We start from the raw sequence: 24,258 nt of genomic DNA on the forward strand, positions 1-24,258 counted from the left end.
GATGACCCTTGCTGATGGACCGTCAGGAGCTGTCCATGCCCTGTCCAGCGCTTCCCGACGGGTTCGACTTCACCGATCCCGATGTGCTGCACCACCGCGTACCCCTCCCGGAGTTCGCCGAGCTGCGCCGCGCCGAACCGGTCCGCTGGATCCCGCAGTCGGGCAACGTGGCCGGGTTCCAGGACGAGGGCTACTGGGCGGTGACCCGGCACGCGGACGTCAAGTACGTGTCGACGCACCCGGAGTTGTTCTCGTCCTCCCTCAACACCGCGATCATCCGCTTCAACGAACACATAGAGCGCGACGCGATAGACGCCCAGCGGCTGATCCTGCTCAACATGGACCCGCCCGAGCACACCCGGGTCCGCCAGATCGTCCAGCGCGTGTTCACCCCGCGCGCCATCCGCGCCCTGGAGGAGCGCCTGCGGACGCGGGCCCTGACGATCGCCGCGAACGCCCGGGACCGCTCGGGCCCCTTCGACTTCGTCACCGAGGTCGCCTGCGAACTGCCCCTCCAGGCCATCGCCGAGCTCATCGGCATCCCGCAGGGCGACCGGGCCAAGATCTTCGACTGGTCCAACAAGATGATCGCGTACGACGATCCCGAGTACGCCATCACCGAGGAGGTCGGCCAGGAGTCGGCCACCGAACTCATCGCGTACGCCATGAACATGGCCGCCGACCGGAAGGAGTGCCCGGCGAAGGACATCGTCAGCACACTGGTGGTGGCCGAGGACGAAGGCAGTCTGCGCTCCGACGAGTTCGGGTTCTTCGTGCTGATGCTGGCGGTCGCGGGCAACGAGACGACCCGCAACGCCATCACCCACGGCATGCACGCCTTCCTCACCCACCCCGAGCAGTGGGAGCTGTACAAGAGGGAGCGCCCCGAGACGGCCGCCGAGGAGATCGTCCGCTGGGCGACCCCGGTGGTCTCCTTCCAGCGAACCGCCACACAGGACACGGAATTGGGCGGGAAGCGCATAAACAAGGGAGAACGGGTAGGCATCTTCTATGCCTCGGCGAACCACGATCCCGAGGTCTTCGAGAACCCGGACGCCTTCGACATCACCCGCGACCCCAACCCGCATCTCGGCTTCGGCGGCGGAGGCCCCCACTACTGCCTGGGCAAGTCCCTGGCGGTGCTGGAGATCGCCCTCCTCTTCAACGCCGTCGCCGACGCGATGCCCGGCCTTCGACTGGCCGGTGACCCGCGCCGCCTGCGCTCGGCGTGGATCAACGGGGTGAAGGAGCTCCGGGTCGCCGCAGACTGAAGCATGCCGCACGCCGCAGGCCGGCGCCCGCGGCCGGCATCGGTCCGTTCCGAGGGAGGCAGGAGCACCCCTATCCCTACGCCCCGTTCCTGCCTCCCCCGGGACGTCGGTGTGCGCACCCGCAGGCGGTACGCACGAAGGCGGCGGCCCCGGGGATCGGGGGCCGCCGCCTTCAGTCCTGTCTGGCGGGGTCGGCTCAGTACCAGCCGTTCGACTGCCAGAAGTTCCAGGCGCCGCACGGGCTGCCGTAGCGGTCCTTCATGTAGTCCACGCCCCACTTGATCTGGGTGGCCGGGTTGGTCTTCCAGTCGGAGCCGGCGGAGGCCATCTTGTTGCCGGGCAGGGCCTGGACGAGGCCGTAGGCGCCGGACGAGGAATTGGTGGCGTTGACGTTCCAGTCGCTCTCGTGGTCGACGATGTTCGAGAAGCACTGGTACTGGGCCGAGTCCGAGATCATCTTCTTCGCGATCGCCTGCGCCGAGGAGGTCGAGGTCGCGGCCTGCGCGGGGGCGGCGGCGAACAGGGTGCCGGCGGTGGCGGCGGCCAGGGCGGCACCGGCGAGGGCCTTCTTCGGGGCGGAGAGACGGCGGAAGGTGGAAACCACGGACACGGGGAGCCTTTCTTCGGGGACAGGGCGCCGCAGGCATGCCGGAACCACGCGATGCGAGGCGGGGGCATGCATCGGCGCCGCGGCCCTGTGGGGCACGTCGGCGCCGTGCGACGTCATCCAGAGAAGCAGCCCGGGAAGGTGTCCGCAATGAGCCCTTTTGCTAGTTGTGGTCGTAAGTAGGGGGAAGGTCGTTTGTGTGACGTGGCTCTCAATGTGCAGGTCAGAGGCCATTTTGGCGTGCACATGGCGTCTGATTTGTCCGACTAGGGTGGGTAGTAGGTGATCTGGCTCATGTGGGGTGCTTCACCGGGTGCGTAACGGTCCGCGCGCGGAGCTTCACGGTGCGGGTGCGTCGAATGTGACCGGGCTCTCGAAGGCCGCCCGGCGGGTGGCCCGGCGCAGCGCCCTGAGGATCGCCGGGCCGAGGGTGAGCGTGAGGATCGCGGTGACGACGGCCCTGCCGAGGTCCCAGCCGAGCGAGGTGGCCAGGCAGTACGCGACGAAGCGGGCGAGATTGGCCAGGGGCCCGGCGTCGGGGTCGGGGGCGATGTTCGAGCCGTCCGCGAGCAGGTACGGCCAGCCCTGCATGTTCATCACCGTGCCGTACGCGAACGCGGCGAGGAAGCCGTAGCCGGCCAGCAGCAGCAGCTCACCCCGGCCGCGCAGCCGGTCCGGACCCGGCAGCAGCCCGGCGCCCATCGTGAACCAGCCCATCGACAGCATCTGGAACGGCATCCATGGGCCCACCCCACCGGTGAGCAGGGCGGACGCGAACATCGTCACCGAGCCGAGCACGAACCCGAAGCCGGGGCCGAGGACCCGGCCGCTGAGCACCATCAGGAAGAACATCGGCTCGATCCCGGCCGTCCCGGCGCCCAGCGGGCGCAGCGCGGCACCGGTCGCCGCCAGCACGCCCAGCATCGCCACCGCCTTCGGGCCGAGTCCGGACTCGGCGATCGTCGCGGAGACGACGGCGACCAGCAGGAGCAGCAGGCAGGTGAACAGCCACGGGGCGTCCTGGGCATGGGCGCTGACCTGCGCGGCGGGCGGAGCGAGGAAGGGCCAGCCGATCGCCGCCACACCGACCGCGCTGACCAGGAGAAGGGTGGCGACCGAGCGGGGTCCCAGGCGGACGGCCCTGGCCTGGGGGACAGGGCGGGACGGGGGAGTGGAGTGGGACGGGGGAGTGGAGTGGGTGTGGGGGGTGGGGCGGTCGGTCATGTGAGGGCCTCCCGCACCTCGGCGACGGTGAGCCACTTCTGCGGGGCCAGGATCTTGGCCACCTGCGGGGCGAAGGAGGGGGAGGCGACCACCACGTCCGCCGCCGGGCCGTCCGCGATCACCTCGCCGTCGGCGAGGAGTACGACCCGGTGGGCGAGCTCGGCGGCCAGCTCCACGTCGTGCGTGGCCAGGACGATGGAGTGGCCCTCGGCCGCGAGGGTGCGCAGCAGTGCGACCAGGCGGGCCTTCGCGGCGTAGTCGAGTCCTCGGGTCGGTTCGTCGAGGAGGAGCAGCGCGGGGCGGGCGGTCAGGACGACCGCCAGCGCGAGCGTCAGCCGCTGGCCCTCGGAGAGGTCGCGTGGGTGGGTGTCGTCGGGGATGTCCGGGAGCAGCTCGGAGACGAGGGTGCGGCAGGTGCCGGGCGCTGCGTTCGCGTCGGCGTCGGCGGTCGTGCACTCGGCGGCGACGGTGTCCGCGTAGAGGAGGTCGCGGGGTTCCTGGGGGACCAGGCCGACGGCTCCGCCGAGGGTGACCGAGCCCGCGGAGGGTTTGGTGAGGCCGACCAGCGTGTTCAGGAGGGTGGATTTTCCCGCGCCGTTGCGGCCCATGACGGCGATGGTTTCGCCGTGGGCGACGGTCAGGTCGATGTGGCGGAGGGCCTGGACGTGGTCGCGGGTCACGGCCAGGGCTCGTACTTCGGCTGCGTGGGGGGTGGTGGGGGTGGTGGGGGTGCGCCTGCGTTTGAACCATCGGCGGTGAGTGGTTCGTTCGCCCAATGGGGTGGGGGGTGTGGAGTGTTGGCGGCTGCGGGTTTGTTGTGGCTGGTCGCGCAGTTCCCCGCGCCTCTTTGGGGCGATTTCGTCCCGTGCCTCAAGTCGGTGCCGTAGGTCTGCTGCCTTGCGTCGCGCGTCTCGGATCGTCAGGGGCAGAGGGGACCAGCCGGCCAGGCGGCCAAGGGCTACGACCGGCGGGTACACCGGGGACACGGCCATCACCTCCGCCGGGGTGCCGAGGACGGGTGCTTCGCCGGGGGAGGGCAGCAGGACGAGCTGGTCGGCGTAGTGGATGACCCGTTCCAGGCGGTGTTCGGCCATCAGGACCGTCGTGCCCAGGTCGTGGACCAGGCGTTGGAGGACTGCTAGGACCTCTTCCGCGGCGGCCGGGTCCAGGGCCGAGGTCGGTTCGTCCAGGACCAGCACCCTGGGGTGGGGGGTGAGGACCGAGCCGATCGCGACGCGTTGCTGCTGGCCGCCGGAGAGGGTGGAGATGGGGCGGTCGCGGAGGTCGGTGAGGCCGAGCAGGTCGAGGGTCTCCTCGACGCGGCGGCGCATGACGTCGGGGGCGAGGCCCAGGGACTCCATGCCGTAGGCGAGTTCGTCCTCGACGGTGTCCGTGACGAAGTGGGAGAGGGGGTCCTGGCCCACCGTGCCCACCACGTCGGCGAGTTCGCGCGGCTTGTGGGTGCGGGTGTCCCGGCCGGCGACCGTGACGCGGCCGCGCAGGGTGCCGCCGGTGAAGTGCGGGACCAGGCCGCTGACCGCGCCGAGGACGGTCGACTTGCCGACCCCCGACGGGCCGACCAGCAGCACCAGTTCGCCTTCCGGGACCTCGAAGTCGACGCCCTGGACGGTGGGTTCGGTGGCGCCGTCGTACGTCACGGAGACGTTCTCGAAGCGGATCACGACGGCTCCTTGGGGGCGGCGGGACGGCGGGGTGCGGGGCTGACGAAGGCCGGGAGCAGGCCGAGGAGGACGGCTGCCGCGGGCCACAGGGGGAGGGTGGGGGCGACGAGGGGGACCACGCCGGGGTGCAGGGCCGCCGGGTCGCGGGTCGCGGCGAGGGCCAGGAGGGCGGCGGCCGCGGCACCGGAACCGGCGATCAGCCAGGCGCGGGCGTCCCAGCGGTCCGGGCGGTACCGGGTGCGCAGGGTGCGGCGCCCGCCCAGGCGCAGACCCGCCAGGGCGGCGGCGAGTCCGGCGAGGAGGACCGGGAGGCCGTAGGTGCCGCCTTCGGCGGTGAGGAGACCGTACGTTCCGGCGCAGACGCCGAGCAGGCCGCCGAGGGTGAGCGCGGTGGTCGTACGGCGGACTCGGGGCGGGACGTCGGCGGTACGGCCGTAGCCGCGGGCGTCCATCGCGGCGGCGAGGGCGACCGAGCGCTCCAACGCGCCCTCCAGGACCGGGAGTCCCACGTGCAGGAGGCCGCGGATGCCGCGGTCGGGGCGGCCGCGCAGCCGGCGGGCGGCGCGCAGGCGCTGGACGTCGGCGATGAGGCTGGGGGCGTAGGTGAGGGCGACGACCACCGCGACGCCCATCTCGTACAGGGCGCCGGGGAGGGACTTGAGGAGGCGGGCCGGGTTGGCGAGCGAGTTCGCGGCGCCCACACAGATGAGGAGGGTGGCGAGTCGCAGGCCGTCGTAGAGGGCGTGGACCAGGGTCTCGGCGGTGACCCTGCCGCCGAGGCGGATGCCCTGCGCCCAGTCGGGGAGGGGGACTTCGGGGAGGGTGACGATCACATGGGTGCCGGGGAGGGGGGAGCCCAGGACCACCGCGAAGAGGAGGCGGACGAGGAGGACGGCCAGGGCGAGCTTGACGAAGGCGGTGTAGGAGCGGGCCCAGGGCGCTTGCGGGCGGCAGGTCACCACCACATAGGCCGACGTCGCTATGAGCAGGGCCAGGACGAGCGGGTTGGTGGTGCGGGTGGCCGCGGTACCGAGGGCGAGGGACCAGAGCCACCAGGCGCCCGGGTGCACATCGCGGGTACGCATGTGTGCCCGGCCGGGACAGGCCCCAGGGGGCTTCTGATGGACCTCCGCGGCGTCGCGACGCCCGGCACGCCCGCTCGCCGCACCGGACGAAAGCCCTGGTAGCTCCGCTACGAGGACTTCCGCCCGGCACACCGAGAGCACGCACCGAACGCCGCTCCTTCTCCCACGGAGATCCATCAGAAGCCCCCTAGCCATCCCTGCGCCGCCGCGCCTGCCAGAGCCCTGCCGCGCCCAGAACCGTCACCACGGCGATTCCGGCCACCAGGCCCAGCGAAGGGCCGCCGTCGTCCGAGTCGGCGTTCTGGTCCTCTGTGGTCGTCGACTCTTCCGCGGCCGTCGGTTTCCTCGCTCCCGACACCTGCTCGCCGCATCCCTTCTCCGGGTAGTCGGCGATCGCGCAGAGCAGGGCGTTGGTGTCGTAGCGCAGGGGCTCGGCCACCGCGGCGAGGGCCTCTGCCGCGGTCGCGTCCTCGCCCACGCGGGCGCATACCGTACGGCGGGCCGGGGGCGTCTCGCCCGACGGGGCGTCCGCCGCCGTACCGAAGTCGATGACCAGCGCCACCCGCTTCCTGCCGTCCTGGGCCGCAGTGCGCGCGCAGATCACCTCGAACACGGCGGCGCCCCTCGGCTGTGCCGCGTCCTTGGAGTCCTCGCTCACCGCGAACCGGAAGCCCTGGACGTCGCCGTCGGAGGGGCGGGCGGTGGAGGGGCCCTGGGTGGCGTAGGCCCAGGTGTCGCCGTCGCGGTCCCAGAAGGACCAGTAGCGGTAGCCGGTCGCCTGGGCGGCCTGGGCCGCGCCGGTCAGGAGGACCAGCGCGGCCAGGAGCGTGGCGAGCGCGCGCCGGATCACTTGCGACGGCCCTTGTTGCGGCCGCTCAGCAGGAAGCCGACGCCGATGCCCGCGACCAGGCAGACGCCGACGATCCACCAGACGCCGACGCCGTTGTCGTCGTCCGCGTCGGCCTTCTTCTGTTCGTCGCTCGCGGTGGGCGACTTGACGGCGGGGACGGACTCGGGGGCCGGGCCGGTGGCGTTGAGGCGCTTGACGAGGTCGTCGCCGGTGCCGTCGAAGTCGCGTACGTCGAAGCCGGTCCCGTCGGCGGCGAGGATCAGCTGGGCGTAGGCGGCGGGGCCCGCCTGCTTCGCCCACTCCTGGTAGTGGGAGCCGAGCCAGCGCATGGCGTCGGCCGCCTTCTCGCCGTGGCCGGCCGTGGACAGGGCGAGGACGGCGTCCGCGGTGTTGCCGTAGTCGGGCTGGTCCTTGGCGCCGGGCATGGTCGACAAGAGGTGGTCGTCCTTCGCCAGGGCCTTGACGAGGTAGGCGGCGCCGTTCTGCGCGGCCTGCTCGGGGTCGGTGGCGTCCTTGCAGGTGAGGGCGGAGCCGGTGGGCTTCGGGGCGGCTCCGGTGAGGGTCTTGCCGAGCGCGGCGACCACGGCGGCGGCCGTCGCGTCCGCGTTGGCCGCGAGCTTGCCCTTCTTGTCCGGCTGGAAGGCGAAGGCGCCGCCACCGGCTGCGTCGCACGGCAGGGCGAAGGTCAGCAGGGCGTCGTACGGCGACTTACCGCCCTTCACCACGTCCGCCGGCTTGGCGCCCGTGGCGGTGAGCGCGCCGGCCACCAAGGACGTGGAGTTGGCGTCGCTGGGGCCGCCGGGGAAGTAGCCCCAGCCGCCGTCCTTGTTCTGCACGGACTTCAGCCAGGTGACCGCCTTGCCGGTGGCGGCGTCCTGGCCGCCGAGGGCGGCGAGGGCCTGGACCGCGGCGGCGGTGCTGTTGGTGTCGACGGCTGTCTTGGCGTCGCAGCCCTTGCCGGTGTCGGCCCGGAAGGGGGCGAACGCGCCGTTGGCGCACTGCTGCCCGGTCAGCCAGTCAACGGCCGCGGCGGCGGGCTTGACGCCGACCGTGTCCTGGGCGAGCAGGGCGAGCGACTGGCGCCAGACACCGTCGTACGTCGGGTCGGTGGTGCCGTACAGCCCGGCCGGGAGCGAGGCGGACGGGGACGCGGTGGCGGCCTGGGCGACCGGGGTCGCGACGCCGATCACGGTGACGGCGGCCAGGACCGCGGCGCTGCGGCGGACGTACATGATCGGCGGGTGCCCTTCCCTAAGGGGAACCGGGGCAGCACAGGGAGGACCCCCGGGCGGCTCGGCTCCGTATACCTCGACGGTGCCGCACTCCGGCCGACTGCCGGGGTACGTGAGCCGGTCACGAATCCGCACAGGGCGATCCGGCTCACGGGTCCGCGGGGCGGGCCCGGTTCACGGGTGGGGGTACCTCCCAGGCCTTTAAGGCACTGGGGGAGGGTCAGTGCCGGATTTGCACCGGCTTCCCCCTGTACGGGTGTGATGACGACGCCGACACTCTACCCGCCCGTAACCCGGACGCTGAGGGCCGCCTGTGCGGGCGGGAACCTTCGGTGCACCCTGGCGCCGCCCGGCTCCGGCCGGGCGAGCGGCTCGCTCGGTCAGCGTGCCGACGGCTCGGATGCGGTGAAGCGCTCGAAACCCGCGTGGAAGGCAGTGCCCTGTGCAGCGGTCGCGCTGTAGTGGAAGGCGGCCACACCGCAGCCCCGCTCGGCAAAGGCGTTTCCGGTGTACGAGGCGACCCGGGTGCCGTCGACGGCGAGCTCCACCTTGATCCGGCCGTCGCCGGCCGAGGAACAGGTCATCGACATGCCGACCTGCTGCTGACTCGCCACCTTCAGGCCGACGTCCGCGAGGTCGACCTCGACGACCCGGTCATGCTGGAAGGTTCCCTCGAACCGGAACTCGCGCACGATCAGGGCCTCCTGGTCCGTGGTCAGATAGGTGGCCCAACGCGATCCCTTCCCGTAGTCCCCGGAGCCGTTGCACCACAACCCGACCCCGCCGTCGCCCCCGTACCAGGCCGTCTGGGTGTCCAGCCGTACCGCGAACGAGGACGGCTCGAAGGGCGCCTGCGGCCACACCTCCAGCTGGGTCCTGGGATCCACCAGCATGGTCCCGCCCTTGTGCGTGATCCTCCCCAGGGCCGGGTCCTTGTGCGACCAGTCGCCCGAGTCGGTCAAGTCGTCGGTGTACGAGCGGGGTTGGGATCTCACCGAAGCCGAGCCATGGGTCTGCGGGCCGCTCTGCGCCGGCGATCCCCCGGAGGTGGTGCTCAGCACGATGGCCAGCAGCACGGCCACCGCGGCACTGCCGGCAGCGAACCCCCACAGACTCAGCTGCCTGGCGCTCAGGCCGGGGCCGCCGCTCAGGCGCCCGGGTGGTGGCGATGGCGGATCCTGTGGCTGCGGCGTACCCGTCTCCGTCCCCGCGTCCTCTCTTCCCTGCGTCGCCTCCGCGAGCCGGGTGACGAGCTGGGCGGCGGTGGGGCGTTCCGCCGGGTCCTTGCGCAGACAGTCGGCGATGACCGAACGGACCGGCTCCGGCACCGCCGTGAGATCCGCGTCGCGCTCGCACACGGCGACGAGCACTTCGTAATCGCTCTCCCCGCCGAAGGGATGCCGCCCCGTGGCGGCGTAGTACAGCGTGCCACCCAGGGAGAACACGTCGGAGGCACTGGTGACCCGGAGCGACTGGATCTGCTCGGGCGACATGTAGGCGGGCGAGCCGAGCACACTGCCCGGTGTGGTGAGCGCCGACTCCAGCAACCGGTCGTCACGGGCGATCCCGAAGTCGATGATCCGCGGTCCGTCCGGGGAGAGCAGGATGTTGGACGGTTTGATGTCCCGGTGCACGACACCCACCCGGTGGACCTGTGCCAGAGCGTGCGCGACGGCCAGCGCCACGGACTGGAGCCGCCCGGAGGGCAGTGGGCCGCCCGCCGCAACATGCTGGTGGATCGTGGGACCCGGGACGAACTCGCTGACGATGTAGGGATGTCGTCCGGACAGGTCGGCGTCGAGGACCCGCGCCGTGGCCAGCTCGCCGACCCGGCTCGCCGCGCCGAACTCCCGGCGCACCCGGGCGAGCGCGACCTTGTCGTACTCCTTGCCCGGCAGCAGCAGCTTCACCACGACCTGCCGCCCCGTCCGGTCCCGGGCGAGCCACACCACACCCTGCCCGCCCCGGCCGAGCTCGCGCTCGCAGACGTACCCGTCCAACGACAGCTGCATCCGTGGATCCATGCCCCCGCCCCCCCAGCCCTGCCCCCGGTTCACGGCCGCCCTCCAGCGTATCGACCGGCCCGGGCCGCGACAGGCCTCTTGGCCAGGGTCTTGCCGGCCAGCACGCGGAGGTGTGGCGGCCTGCGGTCACCCCGTCCTCGAAGACCTACTGGAACCCCAACGGTGAGGGCACCACACGCGACGTGGACCTGGAGATCGCCGACGGCACACGGCTGCTGGTGGCGGATCTGCATCGGCGAGTACAGCAACTACGGGATCATCACCCGCAGTTCATGGGAGCAGGGCAAGGCATGCCCCCCACCTTGTTGCCTCCTCAAACCGCCACGTACGTCACCGGCTCGCTCCCCGCCACCGCCTCCGCCCTCCCCAGCTTCACCAGGCGCCGCAGATGCGCCTCCGCCTCCGCGATCGCGATGTTCCTTGAGGGGTACGGGATCTGGTCCCAGGGGCGGTTCCACTCCATGCGCTCGGCGAGTTGCCAGGGGGTGAGGGGCTCGCCGAGGAGGGTCCGCAGGTCGGTGAGGCGGGACTCGTGGTGGTCCAGCAACTGCCGTACCCGGGCGGGTGCGTCGGTGAATGTGTGCTGGTGGGCCGGGAGGATCTCGGCGGGGGACAGGAGGGCGACACGTTCGAGGGAGGCCAGGTAGTCGCCCAGGGGGTCGGTGACGGTCGTGTCGTCGGGGTCCTCGTACAGGCCGATGTGCGGGGTGATCCCGGGGAGCAGGTGGTCGCCGGAGAACAGGCGGCCGTGGCCCGGGAGCCGGGCCGGATGGTCCTCCTCCAGGTGCAGGCAGACATGGCCGGGCGTGTGACCCGGGGTCCAGATCGCGCGCATGCGGCGGCCGGGGAGGTCGAGGAGTTCGCCGGGGACGATCTCACGGTCGGGCGCGGCGGGGGAGAAGCCGGGGAGCGTGCTCGGCCGGCGGGCGGTGCGCAGCGGAGCCACATGTGCGTCCGGGGCGCCGGCCGCCGTGAGCTTGGCCGCCATGTAGGAGAACCAGCGCTCGGGCCGCGTCGTCCGGGTGCGCCGTACGATCGCCGCGTCCGCCGCGTGCATCGCGATCCAGGCGCCGGAGGCCTCGCGCACCTTGCCGGACAGGCCGTGGTGGTCGGGGTGGTGGTGGGTGATGACCACGCCGTGGATCTCGGCGGGCGCGGTGCCGCAGGCCGCGAGCCCTTCGGCGAGGGTGTCCCAGGACGCCGGGTCGTCCCAGCCGGTGTCGACGAGCACCGGGCCCCGGTCGGTGTCGACGACGTACACGAGGGTGTGGCCGAGCGGGTTGTCAGGGATGGGGACCTGGAGGGAGCGGACGCCGCCGCCGTGGTCGTACACCTGCGTCATGGGCTCCCCAATCGCCGCGACACGTTCCGGCCGACCGGTTCACTATAACTAGAACGGGTTCCGATGGGAGCCCGAGTCATCTACCAGCAGTCGGGCGACAGTTGGGAAGGAAAGTGCTCGCAGGGGTCCCAGGCCGGCATCTCCATGGGCTCGGCCTGTCTGATGCGCTCGGGGGTCCAGTACTTCCTGATCTCCTCCGGGCTCTTCGTCTCCCGGTCCACGGACACTCCGTTGCCGCGCCGCACGTCGTCCCAGGACGCCCCCAGCCATACGGTGCCGCAGACGGCCACCGTCATCGCCGAGGCGAACGCCGCCCAGTGGCGCTTGCGTGCTGTCATCTCCGTGTTCCCCTCCCCGACTTGATCAGCGTAGGGCCGAGGTGTGTGCGCTCCGTGGACTCCTCCGGGTGGAACTGGTATCAGTTCCGTGTATCTGATGGATCGTCAGAGTCAGGCTCCGGGGAGGCAGTCGGCCATGACCGAGCTCGTGGAACACGGACAGCTGTTCATCGGCGGGGAGTTGACCGACCCCCTGGGCAAGGGCGTCATCGAGGTGATCTCGCCGCATACGGAAGAGGCCATCGGACGTGTCCCGCACGCCTCGCCGGCCGACGTCGACCGCGCGGTCGCGGTGGCGCGCAAGGCGTTCGACGAGGGCCCCTGGCCGCGGATGAGCCTCGACGAGCGCATCGAGATCGTCACCCGCATCAAGGACGGCATCGCCGTACGGCACGAGGAGATCGCCCGCGTGATCTCCTCCGAGAACGGCTCCCCGTACTCCTGGAGCGTCCTCGCCCAGGCCCTCGGCGCGATGATGGTGTGGGACGCGGCGATCACGGTCGCGCGCAACTTCACCTACGAGGAGACACGCGACGGCGTCCTCGGCAGGATCCTCGTCCGGCGCGAACCGGTCGGCGTCGTGGCGGCCGTCGTCCCCTGGAACGTCCCGCAGTTCGTCGCCGCCGCCAAGCTCGCGCCCGCGCTGCTCACCGGCTGCACGGTGGTGCTCAAGCCGTCGCCCGAGTCACCGCTGGACGCCTACCTCCTGGCCGAGATCGCCAAGGACGCCGGGCTGCCGGAGGGCGTGCTGTCCATCCTCCCGGCGGACCGCGAGGTGAGCGAGTATCTCGTCGGGCACCCGTCCGTCGACAAGGTCTCCTTCACCGGCTCGGTGGCCGCCGGCAAGCGCGTCATGGAGGTCGCCGCCCGCAATCTCACCCGCGTCACACTGGAGTTGGGCGGCAAGTCGGCGGCCGTCGTCCTGCCGGACGCGGATGTCGAGGCGACCGTCGCCGGTGTCGTTCCGGCGGCCTGGATGAACAACGGCCAGGCGTGCGTGGCCCAGACCCGCATCCTGCTCCCGCGCTCCCGCTACGACGAGTTCGCCGAGGCCTTCGCCGCGGCGGCCGGCGCGCTGGTGGTCGGCGACCCGCTGGACCCGGCGACCCAGGTGGGCCCGCTGGTGGCGCAGCGGCAGCAGCGCAGGAACCTCGACTACATCCGGATCGGCCAGGAGGAGGGCGCGAAGATCCTCACCGGCGGCGGGCGCCCGGCGGGGCTGGACAAGGGCTGGTACGTCGAGCCGACCCTCTTCGGGGATGTCGACAACTCCATGCGGATCGCCCGCGAGGAGATCTTCGGCCCGGTGATCTGCCTGCTCCCCTACGGCGACGAGTCCGAGGCCGTGAAGATCGCCAACGACTCCGACTACGGCCTGAGCGGCAGTGTCTGGACGGCCGACACCGCGCACGGCATCGAGGTCGCGCGCCAGGTCCGTACCGGCACCTACTCGGTGAACACCTTCAGCCTCGACATGCTGGGCCCGTTCGGCGGCTACAAGAACTCGGGGCTGGGGCGGGAGTTCGGCCCCGAGGGCTACGGCGAGTACCTGGAGCACAAGATGATCCACCTCCCGGCGGGCTGGGAGGCGTAGGGGATGGGCGACCGCTGGCATGTCGAGGTCGACCGGTCGGTGTGCATCGGCTCGGCCCAATGCGTCCACCACGCCCCCGACGGCTTCCGCCTCGACACCGGCCGCCAGTCCCATCCGGCCGCCCCGGAGACCGATGCGAACGAACGGATCCTCGCGGCGGCGGAGAGCTGCCCGGTGGAGGCGATCGTGATCACGATGCTGGAGGGTGGGGAGCCGGTCTTTCCGCCGGAGGAATAACGCCAGAAAAATCCCTTTTCAGAGGGTTCATTTCCGGTTGGGTGTTCTATTCTGGAAATCGGCCTACGGGACGAGTGAGGGAGTCCGAACCGGAGTAGCCGACTTTGGCGAGAAGCAGACGGCTTCCGCTGGGGCCGACATCGACGGTCCGGGCTGAGAGGCCGGAAGGCAGCAGTCGGGCCGGACGGCGACCCCCGGAACCTGATCCGGACCATACCGGCGAAGGGAACCCGTCTCGTAGGTCTCAGCTGTGCCCCTCGGTCTCAGCTGTGCCCCTCGGTCTCAGCTGTGTCCTTCGGCCTCAGCTGTGTCCCTCCGGACTCGTCAGGTCGATCAAGCGGCACACCGTCTCGATGTCGATCTTGACCTGGGCGATCGAGGCGCGGCCGGAGAGCCAGGTGATCAGGGCCGAGTGCCAGGTGTGCTCGATGACGCGGACGGCGGAGAGCTGCTCGGGCGTCGGATTCTCCAGGCCCATCGCGTCCAGGATGATCACCGTGGTCTGGCGGGAGACCTGGTCGACCTCGGGGGAGACGCTGCGGTCGGCGAAGGTCAGGGCGCGGACCATGGCGTCCGCGAGATGCGGCTCGCGCTGCAGGGCGCGGAAGGCGCGCATCAGGGTCTCCGCGACCCGCTCGGCCGCCGTCTCCCCCTGCGGCGGCTTCTTCCGCAGGGTGCCGTGCATGTGCTCCAGCTGGTCCTGCATCGTCGCGACCAGCAGATGGATCTTGGACGGAAAGTAGCGGTAGAGGGTGCCCAGGGCCACCTGTGAGGACTCCGCGACCTCCCGCATCTGTACGGCGTCGAAACCTCCCCGGCTGGCGAGCTGCGCGCTGGCGTGCAGAATCCGCCGCCGCCGGGCCTCCTGCCGCTCGGTGAGGGGCGGGGAGGAGGGGCTCGCGCTACTGGCTTCCGCAGGCATGGGTCCCGTTCCGTGACAGTCGGTGAGGGTGGGTGACCGGACAGAGCATGCCAGGGCGGCGGCCGTGGCGTGAATCACCTGATCCATCGCTCACAGCGGCACTACCTGCCGGTAGATTCAGAGCCTCTTGAACGATCAAGTCTGAAACTTGTTCTAGATTAGCCTCCCCGCGTAATCTCGCGGGACAATGCAGGGAGAAGGGGGCCCAGAGTGACCGCTGAGGCCAGGGAGGCCGGGCCCTCGGAGGACCCTGCCGCCGACGGCGAGCGACCGCTCGACATCGCGCTTCTCACCTATAAAGGGAACCCGTTCTGCGGCGGCCAGGGCGTCTACGTACGGCACCTCTCCCGCGAGCTCGCCCGCCTCGGTCACCGCGTAGAGGTCATCGGCTCCCAGCCGTACCCCGTCCTCGACGAGGGCGCCGACTACGCCGACCGCCTCACCCTCACCGAGCTCCCCAGCCTCGACCTGTACCGCCAGCCGGACCCCTTCCGCACCCCGGGGCGCGACGAGTACCGCGACTGGATCGACGCGCTGGAAGTCGCGACCATGTGGACCGGCGGCTTCCCCGAACCGCTGACGTTCTCGCTCCGCGCCCGCCGCCATCTGCGTGCCCGGCGCGGCGAGTTCGACGTCGTGCACGACAACCAGACGCTGGGATACGGCCTGTTGGGCGACGTCGGCGCGCCCCTCGTCACCACCATCCACCACCCCATCACCGTCGACCGCCAACTGGAGCTGGACGCGGCGGAGGGCCGGCGCCGGCGGCTGTCCGTGCGCCGCTGGTACGCCTTCACCCGCATGCAGAAGCGGGTGGCACGCCGCCTGCCGTCGGTCCTCACCGTGTCGGGCACGTCCCGCGAGGAGATCGTCGACCATCTCGGCGTACGGCAGGACCGTATCCACGTGGTGCACATCGGCGCGGACACCGACCTGTTCTCGCCGGATCCCTCGGTACGCCGGATACCGGGCCGGATCGTGACCACCTCCAGCGCCGACGTCCCGCTGAAGGGCCTGGTGTTCCTGGTCGAGGCACTCGCCAAGGTCCGCGCCGAGCACCCCGACGCCCACCTCGTGGTCGTCGGCAAGAGGCCCGAGGAGGGCCCGGTCGCGCAGGCCATGGAACGGTACGGCCTCGAAGGCGCCGTCGAGTTCGTCAAGGGCATCTCCGACGCCGAGCTCGTCGACCTGGTGCGCTCGGCGCAGGTCGCGTGCGTGCCGTCGCTGTACGAGGGCTTCTCCCTGCCGGCCGCCGAGGCCATGGCGACCGGGACGCCGCTGGTCGCCACGACGGGCGGGGCGATCCCCGAGGTCGCCGGACGGGACGGCGAGACATGTCTGGCGGTACCGCCGGGCGACGCGGGGGCACTGGCCGCCGGGCTGAACCGACTGCTGGCCGACCCGGAGCTGCGCGAACGGCTCGGCACCGCCGGACGTGAACGGGTGCTACGGCACTTCACCTGGGCGCGCGCCGCCGAGGGCACGGTGGCCCGGTACCGCGAGGCCATCGCCCTCTCCCACGCTCGAACCGGCTCGCGCGGGGGGACCCCCATGGCGGGCACCGAGCAGGCCCGCTCCGCCGCGAGCCCGAGACCGGACCGCCCCGCGGCCCCCCAGACCTTCGCCGCCAAGGAACTCGCCGCATCCAACCCCGAAAGCAGGGCCACGTGCTGACCGTCGACTTCTCCCGGTTCCCGCTCGCCGCAGGCGACCGCGTCCTGGACCTCGGCTGCGGTGCCGGCCGGCACGCCTTCGAGTGTTACCGGCGCGGCGCCCAGGTCGTGGCGCTGGACCAGAACGGCGAGGAGATCCGCGAGGTCGCGAAGTGGTTCGCGGCGATGAAGGAGGCGGGCGAGGCGCCGGAGGGAGCCACGGCCACCGCCATGGAGGGCGACGCCCTGGCCCTCCCCTTCCCCGACGAGTCCTTCGACGTCGTCATCATCTCCGAGGTGATGGAGCACATCCCGGACGACAAGGGCGTACTCGCCGAGATGGTCCGGGTGCTGAAGCCCGGCGGCCGGATCGCCATCACCGTCCCGCGCTACGGCCCCGAGAAGGTGTGCTGGGCGCTGTCCGACGCGTACCACGAGGTCGAGGGCGGCCACATCCGCATCTACAAGGCGGACGAGTTGCTCGGGAAGATCAGGGAAGCCGGGCTGAAGCCGTACGGCACCCACCACGCCCACGCGTTGCACTCCCCCTACTGGTGGCTGAAGTGCGCGTTCGGCGTGGACAACGACAAGGCGCTGCCGGTGCGCGCGTACCACAAGCTGCTCGTCTGGGACATCATGAAGAAACCGCTGGCCACCCGGGTCGCCGAACAGGCGCTCAACCCGCTGATCGGCAAGAGCTTCGTGGCGTACGCGACCAAGCCGCACCTGCCGCGGCTGTCCGAGACCTCCGAGGTGGCCGCCAAGTGACCACCCCCCGGACAGAACACCTCGTCCTGCCCGGGGTCCTCACCGCCGAGCAGGCCGCCGCGACCGTGGCGGGGATCCTCGCCGTACAGCGGGAGGACGGGGCGATCCCGTGGTTCCGCGGGCACCACCTCGACCCGTGGGACCACGTCGAGGCGGCGATGGCCCTGGACGCCGCCGGTGAGCACGCCGCGGCCGAGCGGGCGTACGACTGGCTGGCCACACACCAGAACGACGACGGCTCCTGGTACGCCGGCTACCAGGACGGCGCCTTCGACGACGTCACCGACACCGGGCGCGAGACCAACTTCGTCGCCTACATCGCCGTAGGCGTCTGGCACCACTACCTCTCCACCGGCGACGACACGTTCCTCGATCGCATGTGGCCCTCCGTCTACTCCGCGATCGAGTTCGTCCTCCGGCTCCAGCAGCCCGGCGGGCAGATCGGCTGGCGGCGCGACGAGGACGGCACGGCGACTCGGGACGCCCTGCTGACCGGTTCCTCCTCGATCCACCACGCGCTGCGCTGCGCTCTGGCCATCGCCGAACAGCGGGAAGAGGCCCAGCCGGACTGGGAGTTGGCCGCGGGTGCGCTACGCCATGCGATCCGCCGCCACCCCGAGCGGTTCCTGGACAAGGACCGCTACTCGATGGACTGGTACTACCCGGTGCTGGGCGGGGCGTTGACGGGCGCCGAGGCCAAGTCCCGGATGGAGGAGAGCTGGGAGCGGTTCGTCGTTCCCGGGCTCGGAGTGCGGTGTGTCGTACCCAACCCCTGGGTGACGGGCGGTGAATCGGCCGAACTCGCGCTCGCCCTGTGGGCGATGGGGGAGTCGGACCGGGCGCTGGAGATCCTCCAGTCCATCCAGCATCTGCGGGACGCGGAGAGCGGGCTGTACTGGACCGGGTACGTCTTCGACGACGACGCCATCTGGCCGCGCGAGCTGACGACCTGGACGGCGGGGTCGCTGTTGCTGGCCGTCGCCGCGCTGGGCGGGCACGAGGCGACGTGCGCGGTGTTCGGCGGGGACCGGTTGCCGATGGGACTGGACCCGGACTGCTGCGCCTGAGCGTTCGGTTTCTGCCGGATGGTGGGCGCGGGTCGTCTGTGGCTGGTCGCGCCCATGCGACGGAGCCGCAAGTCGATACAGCCCCGCGCCCCAGTCGGGGCGCTTCAGTGCCGGTGTACTCGATTGGCTATGGCGTGGCCCACGAACAGGTAGACGACTGCCGCCAGGCCGTAGCCCGCCACGACCCTCGCCCACTCCGCATCGAAGGTGAACAGGTCGTGCGACCAACCCGCCAGCCACCGCGCCGCGTCATGGATGAACTGGACCAGGTCGTTCGCGCGGTTGGCGTCCAGTAGGTACATCAGGATCCACAGGCCCAGGATGAAGGCCATGACGTCGGCGACGATCGCGATGACCGTGCCGGCCTGGTTGGCACCGTTGCGATATCGAGGGGACATGCCCTCCGGGTAGCCCTTGAACCCTGAATGAAACCCGGCGCGCTGGGCTATGAGTTGAGCTCGGCGAGCACACGCAGGGTGTGGCGGTCGGGCGAGAGGGCGAGCAGATCGGTCACCGGCCCCTTCCGCCACAACTCCAGCCGCTCGGCGATCCGTTCACGCGGACCGACGAGAGAGATCTCGTCGGCGAATGCGTCCGGGACGGCGAGGACGGCCTCCTCCTTGTGCCCGTCCAGGAAGAGCCGCTGAATCCGCCGGGCTTCCTCCTCGTACCCCATCCGCCCCATGAGATCGGCGTGGAAGTTGCGGGCCGCGTGACCCATGCCGCCGATGTAGAAGCCGAGCATGACCTTGACGGGAAGCAGCCCTTCGGCGATGTCGTCACAAACCCGCACCTGAGCCATGGGGGCGACGACGAACCCTTCCGGCAGATCGGCCACCGCCTCCCCGTACACCCCCTCCGGCCTGCTCGGCGACCAGTACAGCGGCAGCCAGCCGTCGGCGATCCGGATGGTCTGGGCGACGTTCTTGGGACCCTCGGCGCCGAGGAGGACGGGGAGGTCGGGGCGGAGGGGGTGGGTGATGGGCTTGAGGGCCTTGCCGATACCGGTGGCGTCCGGGCCGCGGTACGGGTGGGAGTGGAAGCGTCCGTCGAGTTCAACGGGGGCTTGACGCTTGAGGACTTGCCGTACGACGTCGACGTACTCCCGCGTCGCGGTGAGCGGCGACTTCGGGAACGGCCGCCCGTACCACCCCTCCACCACCTGCGGCCCCGACAACCCGAGCCCCAGCATCATCCGGCCGCCGGAAAGGTGGTCGAGGGTGAGGGCGTGCATGGCCGTGGTGGTGGGCGAACGGGCGGCCATCTGCGCAACGGCCGTACCCAGCTTGATCCTCGACGTCTGCGCGGCGATCCAGGTGAGCGGGGTGAAGGCGTCGGAACCCCAGGACTCGGCGGTCCAGACGGATTCGTAGCCGAGCCGCTCGGCTTCCTGGGCGAGCTGTACGTGGTCCGGAGAGGGGCCGCGCCCCCAGTAGCCGAGTGCGAGCCCGAGCCGCATACCTGCCTCCTGACGGTACGTCAGATAGGGGTTTAGGGGCTGCGACTGTACGACAGCGGCCCCTCACCGGGAAGGGTGAGGGGCCGCTGTCCTACGGCTTTCGATGCTCAGCCGCGCTGGATACCCGAGGTGTCCTGGAGCACGCCACGACGGCCGTCCTGGGTCTGCGCGACGAGGGCCGGGCCGCGCTGCTCGACGGCCAGGTACCAGGTGCCCGGCGCGAGTTCGGCGATCGGGGTCGGCGAGCCGTCCTCCGCGAACAGCGGACGCGCCACGGGCACGGCGAACCAGAACGGCGAGAAGTCAGCGGCCGGAGCCTGCGGAGCCTGGGGCGCCTGTGGCTGCCCACCCCCGAAGGGCTGCCCGGGCTGCGGCTGCCCACCGTACGGCGGCTGCGGCTGCTGCGCACCCGGGTAGCCGTAACCGCCCTGCGGCTGCCCGCCGTAGGGCTGGGGAGCGGCGGGGCGGGGGGCCGGGAGGAGGGCGGCCTGGAGGGCGGGGACGAGGGAGGTAGCGATGGCGGCTGCGGCCATCACCAGGGTGGCGATAAGAGCGAGGATCAGGCCGGTGCCCGCGCTGACGCCATTGTCCGAGCCGGAGCTGCCGACGTTGTTCGTGCCGCCGAGCGGGTCGAAGATGTTCCCGAGGGCGGCCCAGGCTGCGAAGACCGCGAATGCAGTGCCGAACTGGCCGAGGTCGAGGCCGGCCACCTTGGGTACCTGCGGTAGGCCGCGGGAGACGACGATGAGGGCGGCGCCGATGATGCCCGCGAGGACGACCCCCATCAGGACCGGTCCGCTCTCCCAGGAGTTGGGGAGTTCAGCGCTGTCAGGGGCCCCATCGACGGAGTAGATGTCGAGGAAAGACGCGATGAACAGCAAAACCGCTGCTCCGATCACCACGCCGTCGCCTCTAGTGAGGGAGCGGATATTCACTTCAGGTCCTTCGTCAGTCGTCTCGTCATCGGCATCGCTGGAGGCGTCGCTGTCACCATGTCGCCGTCAGGCCCCGGTGTGAAGCGCAGGGGTGGCCCCTCATCGTATGGACGACCTTATCGTCCGACCGACGAGGGTGTCCGCCGGGATCAGCCCGGCGATCACTACCCGCGCAGGAAACTCACGATTCCATCAGAGATCCCCCGCGCCGCCTTCTGTCGCCACGCGCCGTTGGTGAGCTGTGCCGCGTCCTTGCTATCGCGCATGTTGCCGCACTCGATGAACACCTTGGGAACCGTTGACAGATTGAGACCGCCGAGGTCCTTACGCGTGACGAGTCCGGTGCCGGCGCCGACGTAGTTGGAGGGGGCGCTGCCCGTGACGCGGACGAAGGAGCCGGCGATGCGCTCGCCGAGGTCGCGGGAAGGGGCGACGATGGGGCCGGTGTTGGCGGCGCCCTCGTCCACCTTGCCGGGGAGGATGACGTGGAAGCCGCGTTGGCCGGCGCTCGCGCCGTCCGCGTGGATGGAGACGACGGCGTCGGCGTGGGCCTTGTTGCCGATCTCGGCCCGTTCGTCGACGCAGGGGCCCCAGGAACGGTCGCCGTCCTGGGTGAACTTCACGGTGGCGCCCTGCTCCTGGAGCAGCGTGCGCAACCGGTGGGCGACGTCCAGTGTGAACTTCGCCTCGGTGTAGCCGTCGTTGGTGGACGTGCCCGTCGTATCGCACTCCTTCCAGTTCGTCCCGATGTTCACCTTGCGGTTGATTTCGGTCGTGTGCTGGAAGTTGTTCGGGTTGTGGCCCGGGTCGATGACGACGACCTTGCCCTTGAGGGAACCGGAGGCGGCGGGGGCTGAGGGGGCGGAGGTGGAGTCGGCCGTCGGGTCGTCGGTGGGGGTCGGGCCCGGCGGCTTGTCGTCGCTCGTCGCGGAGATCGTCGGTGCCGTGTCCGACGGTCGTACGGCCGCGTTGCCCGACCCGTCCGGGTCGGCGGAGTCACCCATCGCCTCGTACATCACCCATCCCAGCAGTGCCCCCGGCACGAGCGCTGCGGCCGCCACGGTCAGGGCGCGGCCTCGACGGCGGCGGGGCTGGGGAGGATCGAAGTCCGGACCTACGTACGACACGCCTGCCACCATACGGGGCGACCATGGCCTTCGCGGGAAGCCTCGGCCGAGCCGCGCGGGAGATCAGACTCGCAGATCAGACGCGCAGGTCAGACCCGCGGATCAGGCTGCTCAGTTCGGGCCCCGCGGATGAGGCCGTGCAGATCGGGCCGTGCAGATCGGGCGCCGCGGATCAGATCCCCGCCCCGGTCCGCCTCAGCACCCGCAGCGACTCCGTCACCGACATCTCCGTGAACGCCCCGGACTCCAGCGCCCGGAGGTAGATGCGATACGGGGCCTGCCCGGTGAACTCGTCCTTCGGGTCCGGGAACACGTCGTGGATGACGAGCAGTCCGCCCTCGGCGACATGCGGGGCCCAGCCCTCGTAGTCGGCGTTCGCATGTTCGTCGGTGTGGCCGCCGTCGATGAAGACCAGGCCGAGGGGGGTGCCCCAGACCTTCGCGACCTGCGGGGAGCGGCCGACCAGGGCGATCACGTGGTCTTCCAGGCCCGCCCGGTGCAGCGTGCGGCGGAACGTCGGCAGCGTGTCCATCAGGCCGATCTCGGGGTCGACCGTCTCGGGGTCGTGGTAGTCCCACCCCGGCTGCTGCTCCTCGCTGCCGCGGTGGTGGTCGACCGTGAGGGCCGTCACCCCGGCCTCGCGGGCGGCGTCGGCGAGCAGGATCGTGGAGCGGCCGCAGTAGGTGCCGACCTCAAGGAGGGGAAGGCCGAGGCGGCCCGCCTCGACGGCCGCCGCGTACAGCGCGAGCCCCTCGCCCACGGGCATGAAGCCCTTCGCCGCCTCGAACGCGGCCAGGATCTCGGGCTTGGGGGCCGGGGCCATGGGGGTCCTTCCGGTTGTACGGACGTCATCGGCCGTGGGTGATGGGTGCTGCGTACGACCGTGTGGGCGCCCATGGTGCACCACGCCCCCCGGCGTACGGACGACGGGGGGCGTGACGTGAGCAGGACCTCAGGCGGTGACGGTCTCCGCCGGCAACGACAGGTCCAGGTCGACCGCGCTCTCGTCCCCCGCATGCGTCGCCGACGAGGCGAGCGGGGCGTGGCCGTCGGCGCGGGCGGCCAGGACGTAGGAGCCCTGGGCGGGGACGGTGAGGGCGTAGCTGCCGTCGTGGGCGGACAGGGTCGCCCCGGCCTGGCGGCCCCGCCGGTCGATCAGGGTGACCTTGGCGCGGGGCACCGGGGTGCCTCCGGCGTCCAGGACCCGGCCGCGGAAACCGCGCAGGGCCTCCTCGGCGCGCTCCAGGTTGGCGTCCTCCTCGCTGCTGGCGCGCAGCTGCGGGTGGGCGGCCGGGCGCTGCTTCGGGAGGAAGAGGGCCAGCAGGAGGCCGACGGCCACCGCGGCGGTCGCGATCAGGAAGGAGAGGCGGAAGCCGTGCATGGTCGGGATCTCGACGCCGTTCACGGTGTTCGCCGTGTTGGCCAGCACCATGCCGATGACGGCGCTCGACACGGACGTACCGATGGAACGCATCAGCGTGTTGAGGCCGTTCGCGGCGCCCGTCTCCGAGGCCGGGACCGCGCCGACGATCAGCGCGGGGAGGGAGGAGTAGGCCAGGCCGATGCCGGCGCCCAGGACGACCGCGATGACCAGGCTCTGCCAGGGGGCGCTCATCAGGCCGAGGCCTGCGCCGTAGCCGATCGCGATGATCAGCATGCCGAGGATCAGGGTGACCTTGGGGCCGTACTTCGCGGAGAGGCGGGCGTAGACGGGGGCCGTGAACATCATCGTCAGACCCAGGGGCGCCACGAGCAGGCCCGCGACGACCATCGACTGGCCGAGGCCGTAGCCGGTCGCCTTCGGCAGCTGGAGCAGCTGGGGGAGGACGAGGGAGACGACGTAGAACGAGACCCCGACCATGATCGACGCGAGGTTCGTGAAGAGGACTGCCGGGCGGGCTGTGGTGCGCAGGTCGACGAGGGGGGCCTGGGTGCGCAGCTCGTAGACGCCCCAGAGGAGGAGGACGATCAGCGAGCCGGCGAACAGGCCGAGCGTGGTGGCCGACGTCCAGCCCCAGTCGCTGCCCTTGGTGATGGGGAGGAGGAAGAGGACGAGGCCGGCGGAGAGGCCGAGTGCGCCGAGGACGTCGAAGGAGCCTTCCGCGCGGACCTTGGACTCCGGTACGACGAGGAGGGTGAGGGCGATGGAGAGGACACCGAGGCCGGCGGCGCCGTAGTAGAGGGCATGCCAGTCGGCGTTCTGGGCGACCAGGGCCGCGGCGGGCAGCGCGAGGCCGCCGCCGACGCCGATCGAGGAGCTCATCAGGGCCATGGCCGAGCCGAGCTTCTCGCGGGGCAGCATGTCGCGCATCAGGCCGATGCCGAGGGGGATCGCGCCCATCGCGAAGCCCTGGAGGGTACGGCCGACGATCATGGGGATCAGGTCGCTGGTGACCGCGCTGACCAGTGCGCCGATCACCATGACGGCCAGGCTGGATATCAGCATGCGCCGCTTGCCGTACAGGTCGCCGAGACGGCCCATGATCGGCGTGGCGACGGCGCCCGAGAGCAGGGTGGAGGTCAGGACCCAGGTGGCGTTGCTGGGCGCGGTGCTCAGCAGCTGCGGCAGGTCCTTGATGACCGGGACGAGCAGGGTCTGCATCACCGCGACAACGATGCCCGCGAAGGCGAGGACCGGGACGAGGGCGCCGGTCGCTCTGCCGGTGGGCTGGTCGTTCGTCGTTTGTGTCATGTGGGTGGACAACCCGGTGTGCCTGGGCAACTATTCCGATGCTTTGGCCAGCTAACGATTTCTTGACCTTTTCTTGATCTCTTGACCTTCTCTTGGGGGACGGGTCCAGGACTCCGGCTCCTGGGAGGCGGGTCTAGGACTCCGGGCCCG

General features: G+C 71.1%; 22 protein-coding genes. 6 read left to right on the forward strand and 16 right to left on the reverse strand.

Translation table 11 applies throughout. From position 1 onward, the window contains the following. Nucleotides 1-35: 35 nt before the first annotated feature. Nucleotides 36-1,271, forward strand: coding sequence for a cytochrome P450 (locus POF73_RS15240; RefSeq protein ID WP_272115296.1), 1,236 nt, complete (start codon nucleotides 36-38; stop codon nucleotides 1,269-1,271). Nucleotides 1,272-1,467: 196 nt separating this feature from the next. Here the strand turns inward: POF73_RS15240 and POF73_RS15245 are convergent, their stop codons facing one another. The 9 genes from POF73_RS15245 to POF73_RS15285 all read right to left on the reverse strand — a co-directional run bounded on the left by POF73_RS15245 (nucleotide 1,468) and on the right by POF73_RS15285 (nucleotide 11,655). Further along, nucleotides 1,468-1,881 carry a transglycosylase SLT domain-containing protein gene (locus POF73_RS15245; RefSeq protein WP_272115297.1) on the reverse strand — a complete coding sequence of 138 codons (414 nt, stop codon included), beginning with the start codon at nucleotides 1,879-1,881 and terminating at the stop codon, nucleotides 1,468-1,470. A 336-nt stretch (nucleotides 1,882-2,217) separates the two neighbouring features. After that, a complete protein-coding gene (locus tag POF73_RS15250) occupies nucleotides 2,218-3,102 on the reverse strand; it encodes an ECF transporter S component (RefSeq protein WP_272115298.1) in 885 nt (294 codons plus the stop codon). Further along, the gene (locus POF73_RS15255) at nucleotides 3,099-4,784 is read right to left on the reverse strand and encodes an ABC transporter ATP-binding protein (protein ID WP_272115299.1); all 1,686 of its coding nucleotides are present in this window, start codon (nucleotides 4,782-4,784) and stop codon (nucleotides 3,099-3,101) included. Before POF73_RS15255 ends, POF73_RS15250 begins: the two co-directional genes overlap by 4 nt. After that, on the reverse strand, nucleotides 4,781-5,869 hold the full coding sequence (locus POF73_RS15260) for an energy-coupling factor transporter transmembrane component T (protein WP_272115300.1): 1,089 nt from the start codon (nucleotides 5,867-5,869) through the stop codon (nucleotides 4,781-4,783). The genes POF73_RS15255 and POF73_RS15260 overlap by 4 nt, the downstream gene beginning before the upstream one ends. Nucleotides 5,870-6,056: 187 nt before the next feature. Beyond that, nucleotides 6,057-6,719, reverse strand: coding sequence for an SCO2322 family protein (locus POF73_RS15265; RefSeq protein WP_272115301.1), 663 nt, complete (start codon nucleotides 6,717-6,719; stop codon nucleotides 6,057-6,059). Next, the gene (locus tag POF73_RS15270; protein ID WP_272115302.1) at nucleotides 6,716-7,951 is read right to left on the reverse strand and encodes a prenyltransferase/squalene oxidase repeat-containing protein; all 1,236 of its coding nucleotides are present in this window, start codon (nucleotides 7,949-7,951) and stop codon (nucleotides 6,716-6,718) included. The genes POF73_RS15265 and POF73_RS15270 overlap by 4 nt, the downstream gene beginning before the upstream one ends. A 380-nt stretch (nucleotides 7,952-8,331) precedes the next feature. Beyond that, nucleotides 8,332-9,963, reverse strand: coding sequence for a serine/threonine-protein kinase (locus POF73_RS15275; protein WP_272115303.1), 1,632 nt, complete (start codon nucleotides 9,961-9,963; stop codon nucleotides 8,332-8,334). Nucleotides 9,964-10,288: 325 nt separating this feature from the next. Further along, nucleotides 10,289-11,317 carry an MBL fold metallo-hydrolase gene (locus POF73_RS15280; protein WP_272115304.1) on the reverse strand — a complete coding sequence of 343 codons (1,029 nt, stop codon included), beginning with the start codon at nucleotides 11,315-11,317 and terminating at the stop codon, nucleotides 10,289-10,291. 80 nt (nucleotides 11,318-11,397) lie between these two features. Further along, nucleotides 11,398-11,655, reverse strand: a complete 258-nt coding sequence (locus POF73_RS15285; RefSeq protein WP_272115305.1) for a hypothetical protein — start codon at nucleotides 11,653-11,655, stop codon at nucleotides 11,398-11,400. A gap of 136 nt (nucleotides 11,656-11,791) precedes the next feature. Here POF73_RS15285 and POF73_RS15290 point away from each other — a divergent pair, with 136 nt between their 5' ends. Next, nucleotides 11,792-13,249 (forward strand): aldehyde dehydrogenase, encoded by a 1,458-nt coding sequence (locus tag POF73_RS15290; RefSeq protein ID WP_272115306.1) that lies wholly within the window; start codon nucleotides 11,792-11,794, stop codon nucleotides 13,247-13,249. A 3-nt stretch (nucleotides 13,250-13,252) separates the two neighbouring features. Beyond that, nucleotides 13,253-13,486, forward strand: a complete 234-nt coding sequence (locus tag POF73_RS15295) for a ferredoxin (protein WP_272115307.1) — start codon at nucleotides 13,253-13,255, stop codon at nucleotides 13,484-13,486. A 301-nt stretch (nucleotides 13,487-13,787) separates the two neighbouring features. Here the strand turns inward: POF73_RS15295 and POF73_RS15300 are convergent, their stop codons facing one another. Then, the gene (locus POF73_RS15300; protein WP_272115308.1) at nucleotides 13,788-14,408 is read right to left on the reverse strand and encodes a TetR family transcriptional regulator; all 621 of its coding nucleotides are present in this window, start codon (nucleotides 14,406-14,408) and stop codon (nucleotides 13,788-13,790) included. Between the two features lie 210 nt (nucleotides 14,409-14,618). On the opposite strand from POF73_RS15300, the gene POF73_RS15305 reads away from it, so the two are divergent. Genes POF73_RS15305 through POF73_RS15315 form a run of 3 tightly spaced genes read left to right on the forward strand, consistent with a single transcriptional unit; the run spans nucleotide 14,619 to nucleotide 17,895 of the window. Further along, nucleotides 14,619-16,082 (forward strand): glycosyltransferase family 4 protein, encoded by a 1,464-nt coding sequence (locus POF73_RS15305; RefSeq protein WP_272115309.1) that lies wholly within the window; start codon nucleotides 14,619-14,621, stop codon nucleotides 16,080-16,082. Further along, on the forward strand, nucleotides 16,076-16,828 hold the full coding sequence (locus tag POF73_RS15310; RefSeq protein WP_272115310.1) for a class I SAM-dependent methyltransferase: 753 nt from the start codon (nucleotides 16,076-16,078) through the stop codon (nucleotides 16,826-16,828). Before POF73_RS15305 ends, POF73_RS15310 begins: the two co-directional genes overlap by 7 nt. Then, complete coding sequence (locus POF73_RS15315; protein WP_272115311.1) at nucleotides 16,825-17,895, forward strand: prenyltransferase; 1,071 nt, start codon at nucleotides 16,825-16,827, stop codon at nucleotides 17,893-17,895. The genes POF73_RS15310 and POF73_RS15315 overlap by 4 nt, the downstream gene beginning before the upstream one ends. 104 nt (nucleotides 17,896-17,999) lie before the next feature. Here POF73_RS15315 and POF73_RS15320 read toward each other — a convergent pair whose 3' ends face one another. The 6 genes from POF73_RS15320 to POF73_RS15345 form a co-directional block, all read right to left on the reverse strand. Continuing rightward, complete coding sequence (locus tag POF73_RS15320; protein ID WP_272115312.1) at nucleotides 18,000-18,293, reverse strand: hypothetical protein; 294 nt, start codon at nucleotides 18,291-18,293, stop codon at nucleotides 18,000-18,002. A gap of 47 nt (nucleotides 18,294-18,340) precedes the next feature. Next, complete coding sequence (locus tag POF73_RS15325) at nucleotides 18,341-19,354, reverse strand: LLM class F420-dependent oxidoreductase (protein ID WP_272115313.1); 1,014 nt, start codon at nucleotides 19,352-19,354, stop codon at nucleotides 18,341-18,343. Nucleotides 19,355-19,461: 107 nt separating this feature from the next. Continuing rightward, nucleotides 19,462-20,289: a DUF5336 domain-containing protein gene (locus POF73_RS15330; RefSeq protein ID WP_272115314.1), complete on the reverse strand. Its 828-nt coding sequence runs from the start codon at nucleotides 20,287-20,289 to the stop codon at nucleotides 19,462-19,464. 164 nt (nucleotides 20,290-20,453) lie between these two features. After that, nucleotides 20,454-21,416, reverse strand: a complete 963-nt coding sequence (locus POF73_RS15335) for an N-acetylmuramoyl-L-alanine amidase (RefSeq protein WP_272115315.1) — start codon at nucleotides 21,414-21,416, stop codon at nucleotides 20,454-20,456. A 172-nt stretch (nucleotides 21,417-21,588) separates the two neighbouring features. Continuing rightward, nucleotides 21,589-22,239, reverse strand: a complete 651-nt coding sequence (locus tag POF73_RS15340) for a class I SAM-dependent methyltransferase (protein ID WP_272115316.1) — start codon at nucleotides 22,237-22,239, stop codon at nucleotides 21,589-21,591. Nucleotides 22,240-22,368: 129 nt separating this feature from the next. Then, entirely contained in the window at nucleotides 22,369-24,108 is a 1,740-nt protein-coding gene (locus POF73_RS15345) for an MFS transporter (protein WP_272115317.1), read from the reverse strand. Nucleotides 24,109-24,258 lie beyond the last annotated feature (150 nt).

The organism is Streptomyces sp. HD (assembly GCF_028369295.1).
Classification (GTDB): domain Bacteria; phylum Actinomycetota; class Actinomycetes; order Streptomycetales; family Streptomycetaceae; genus Streptomyces.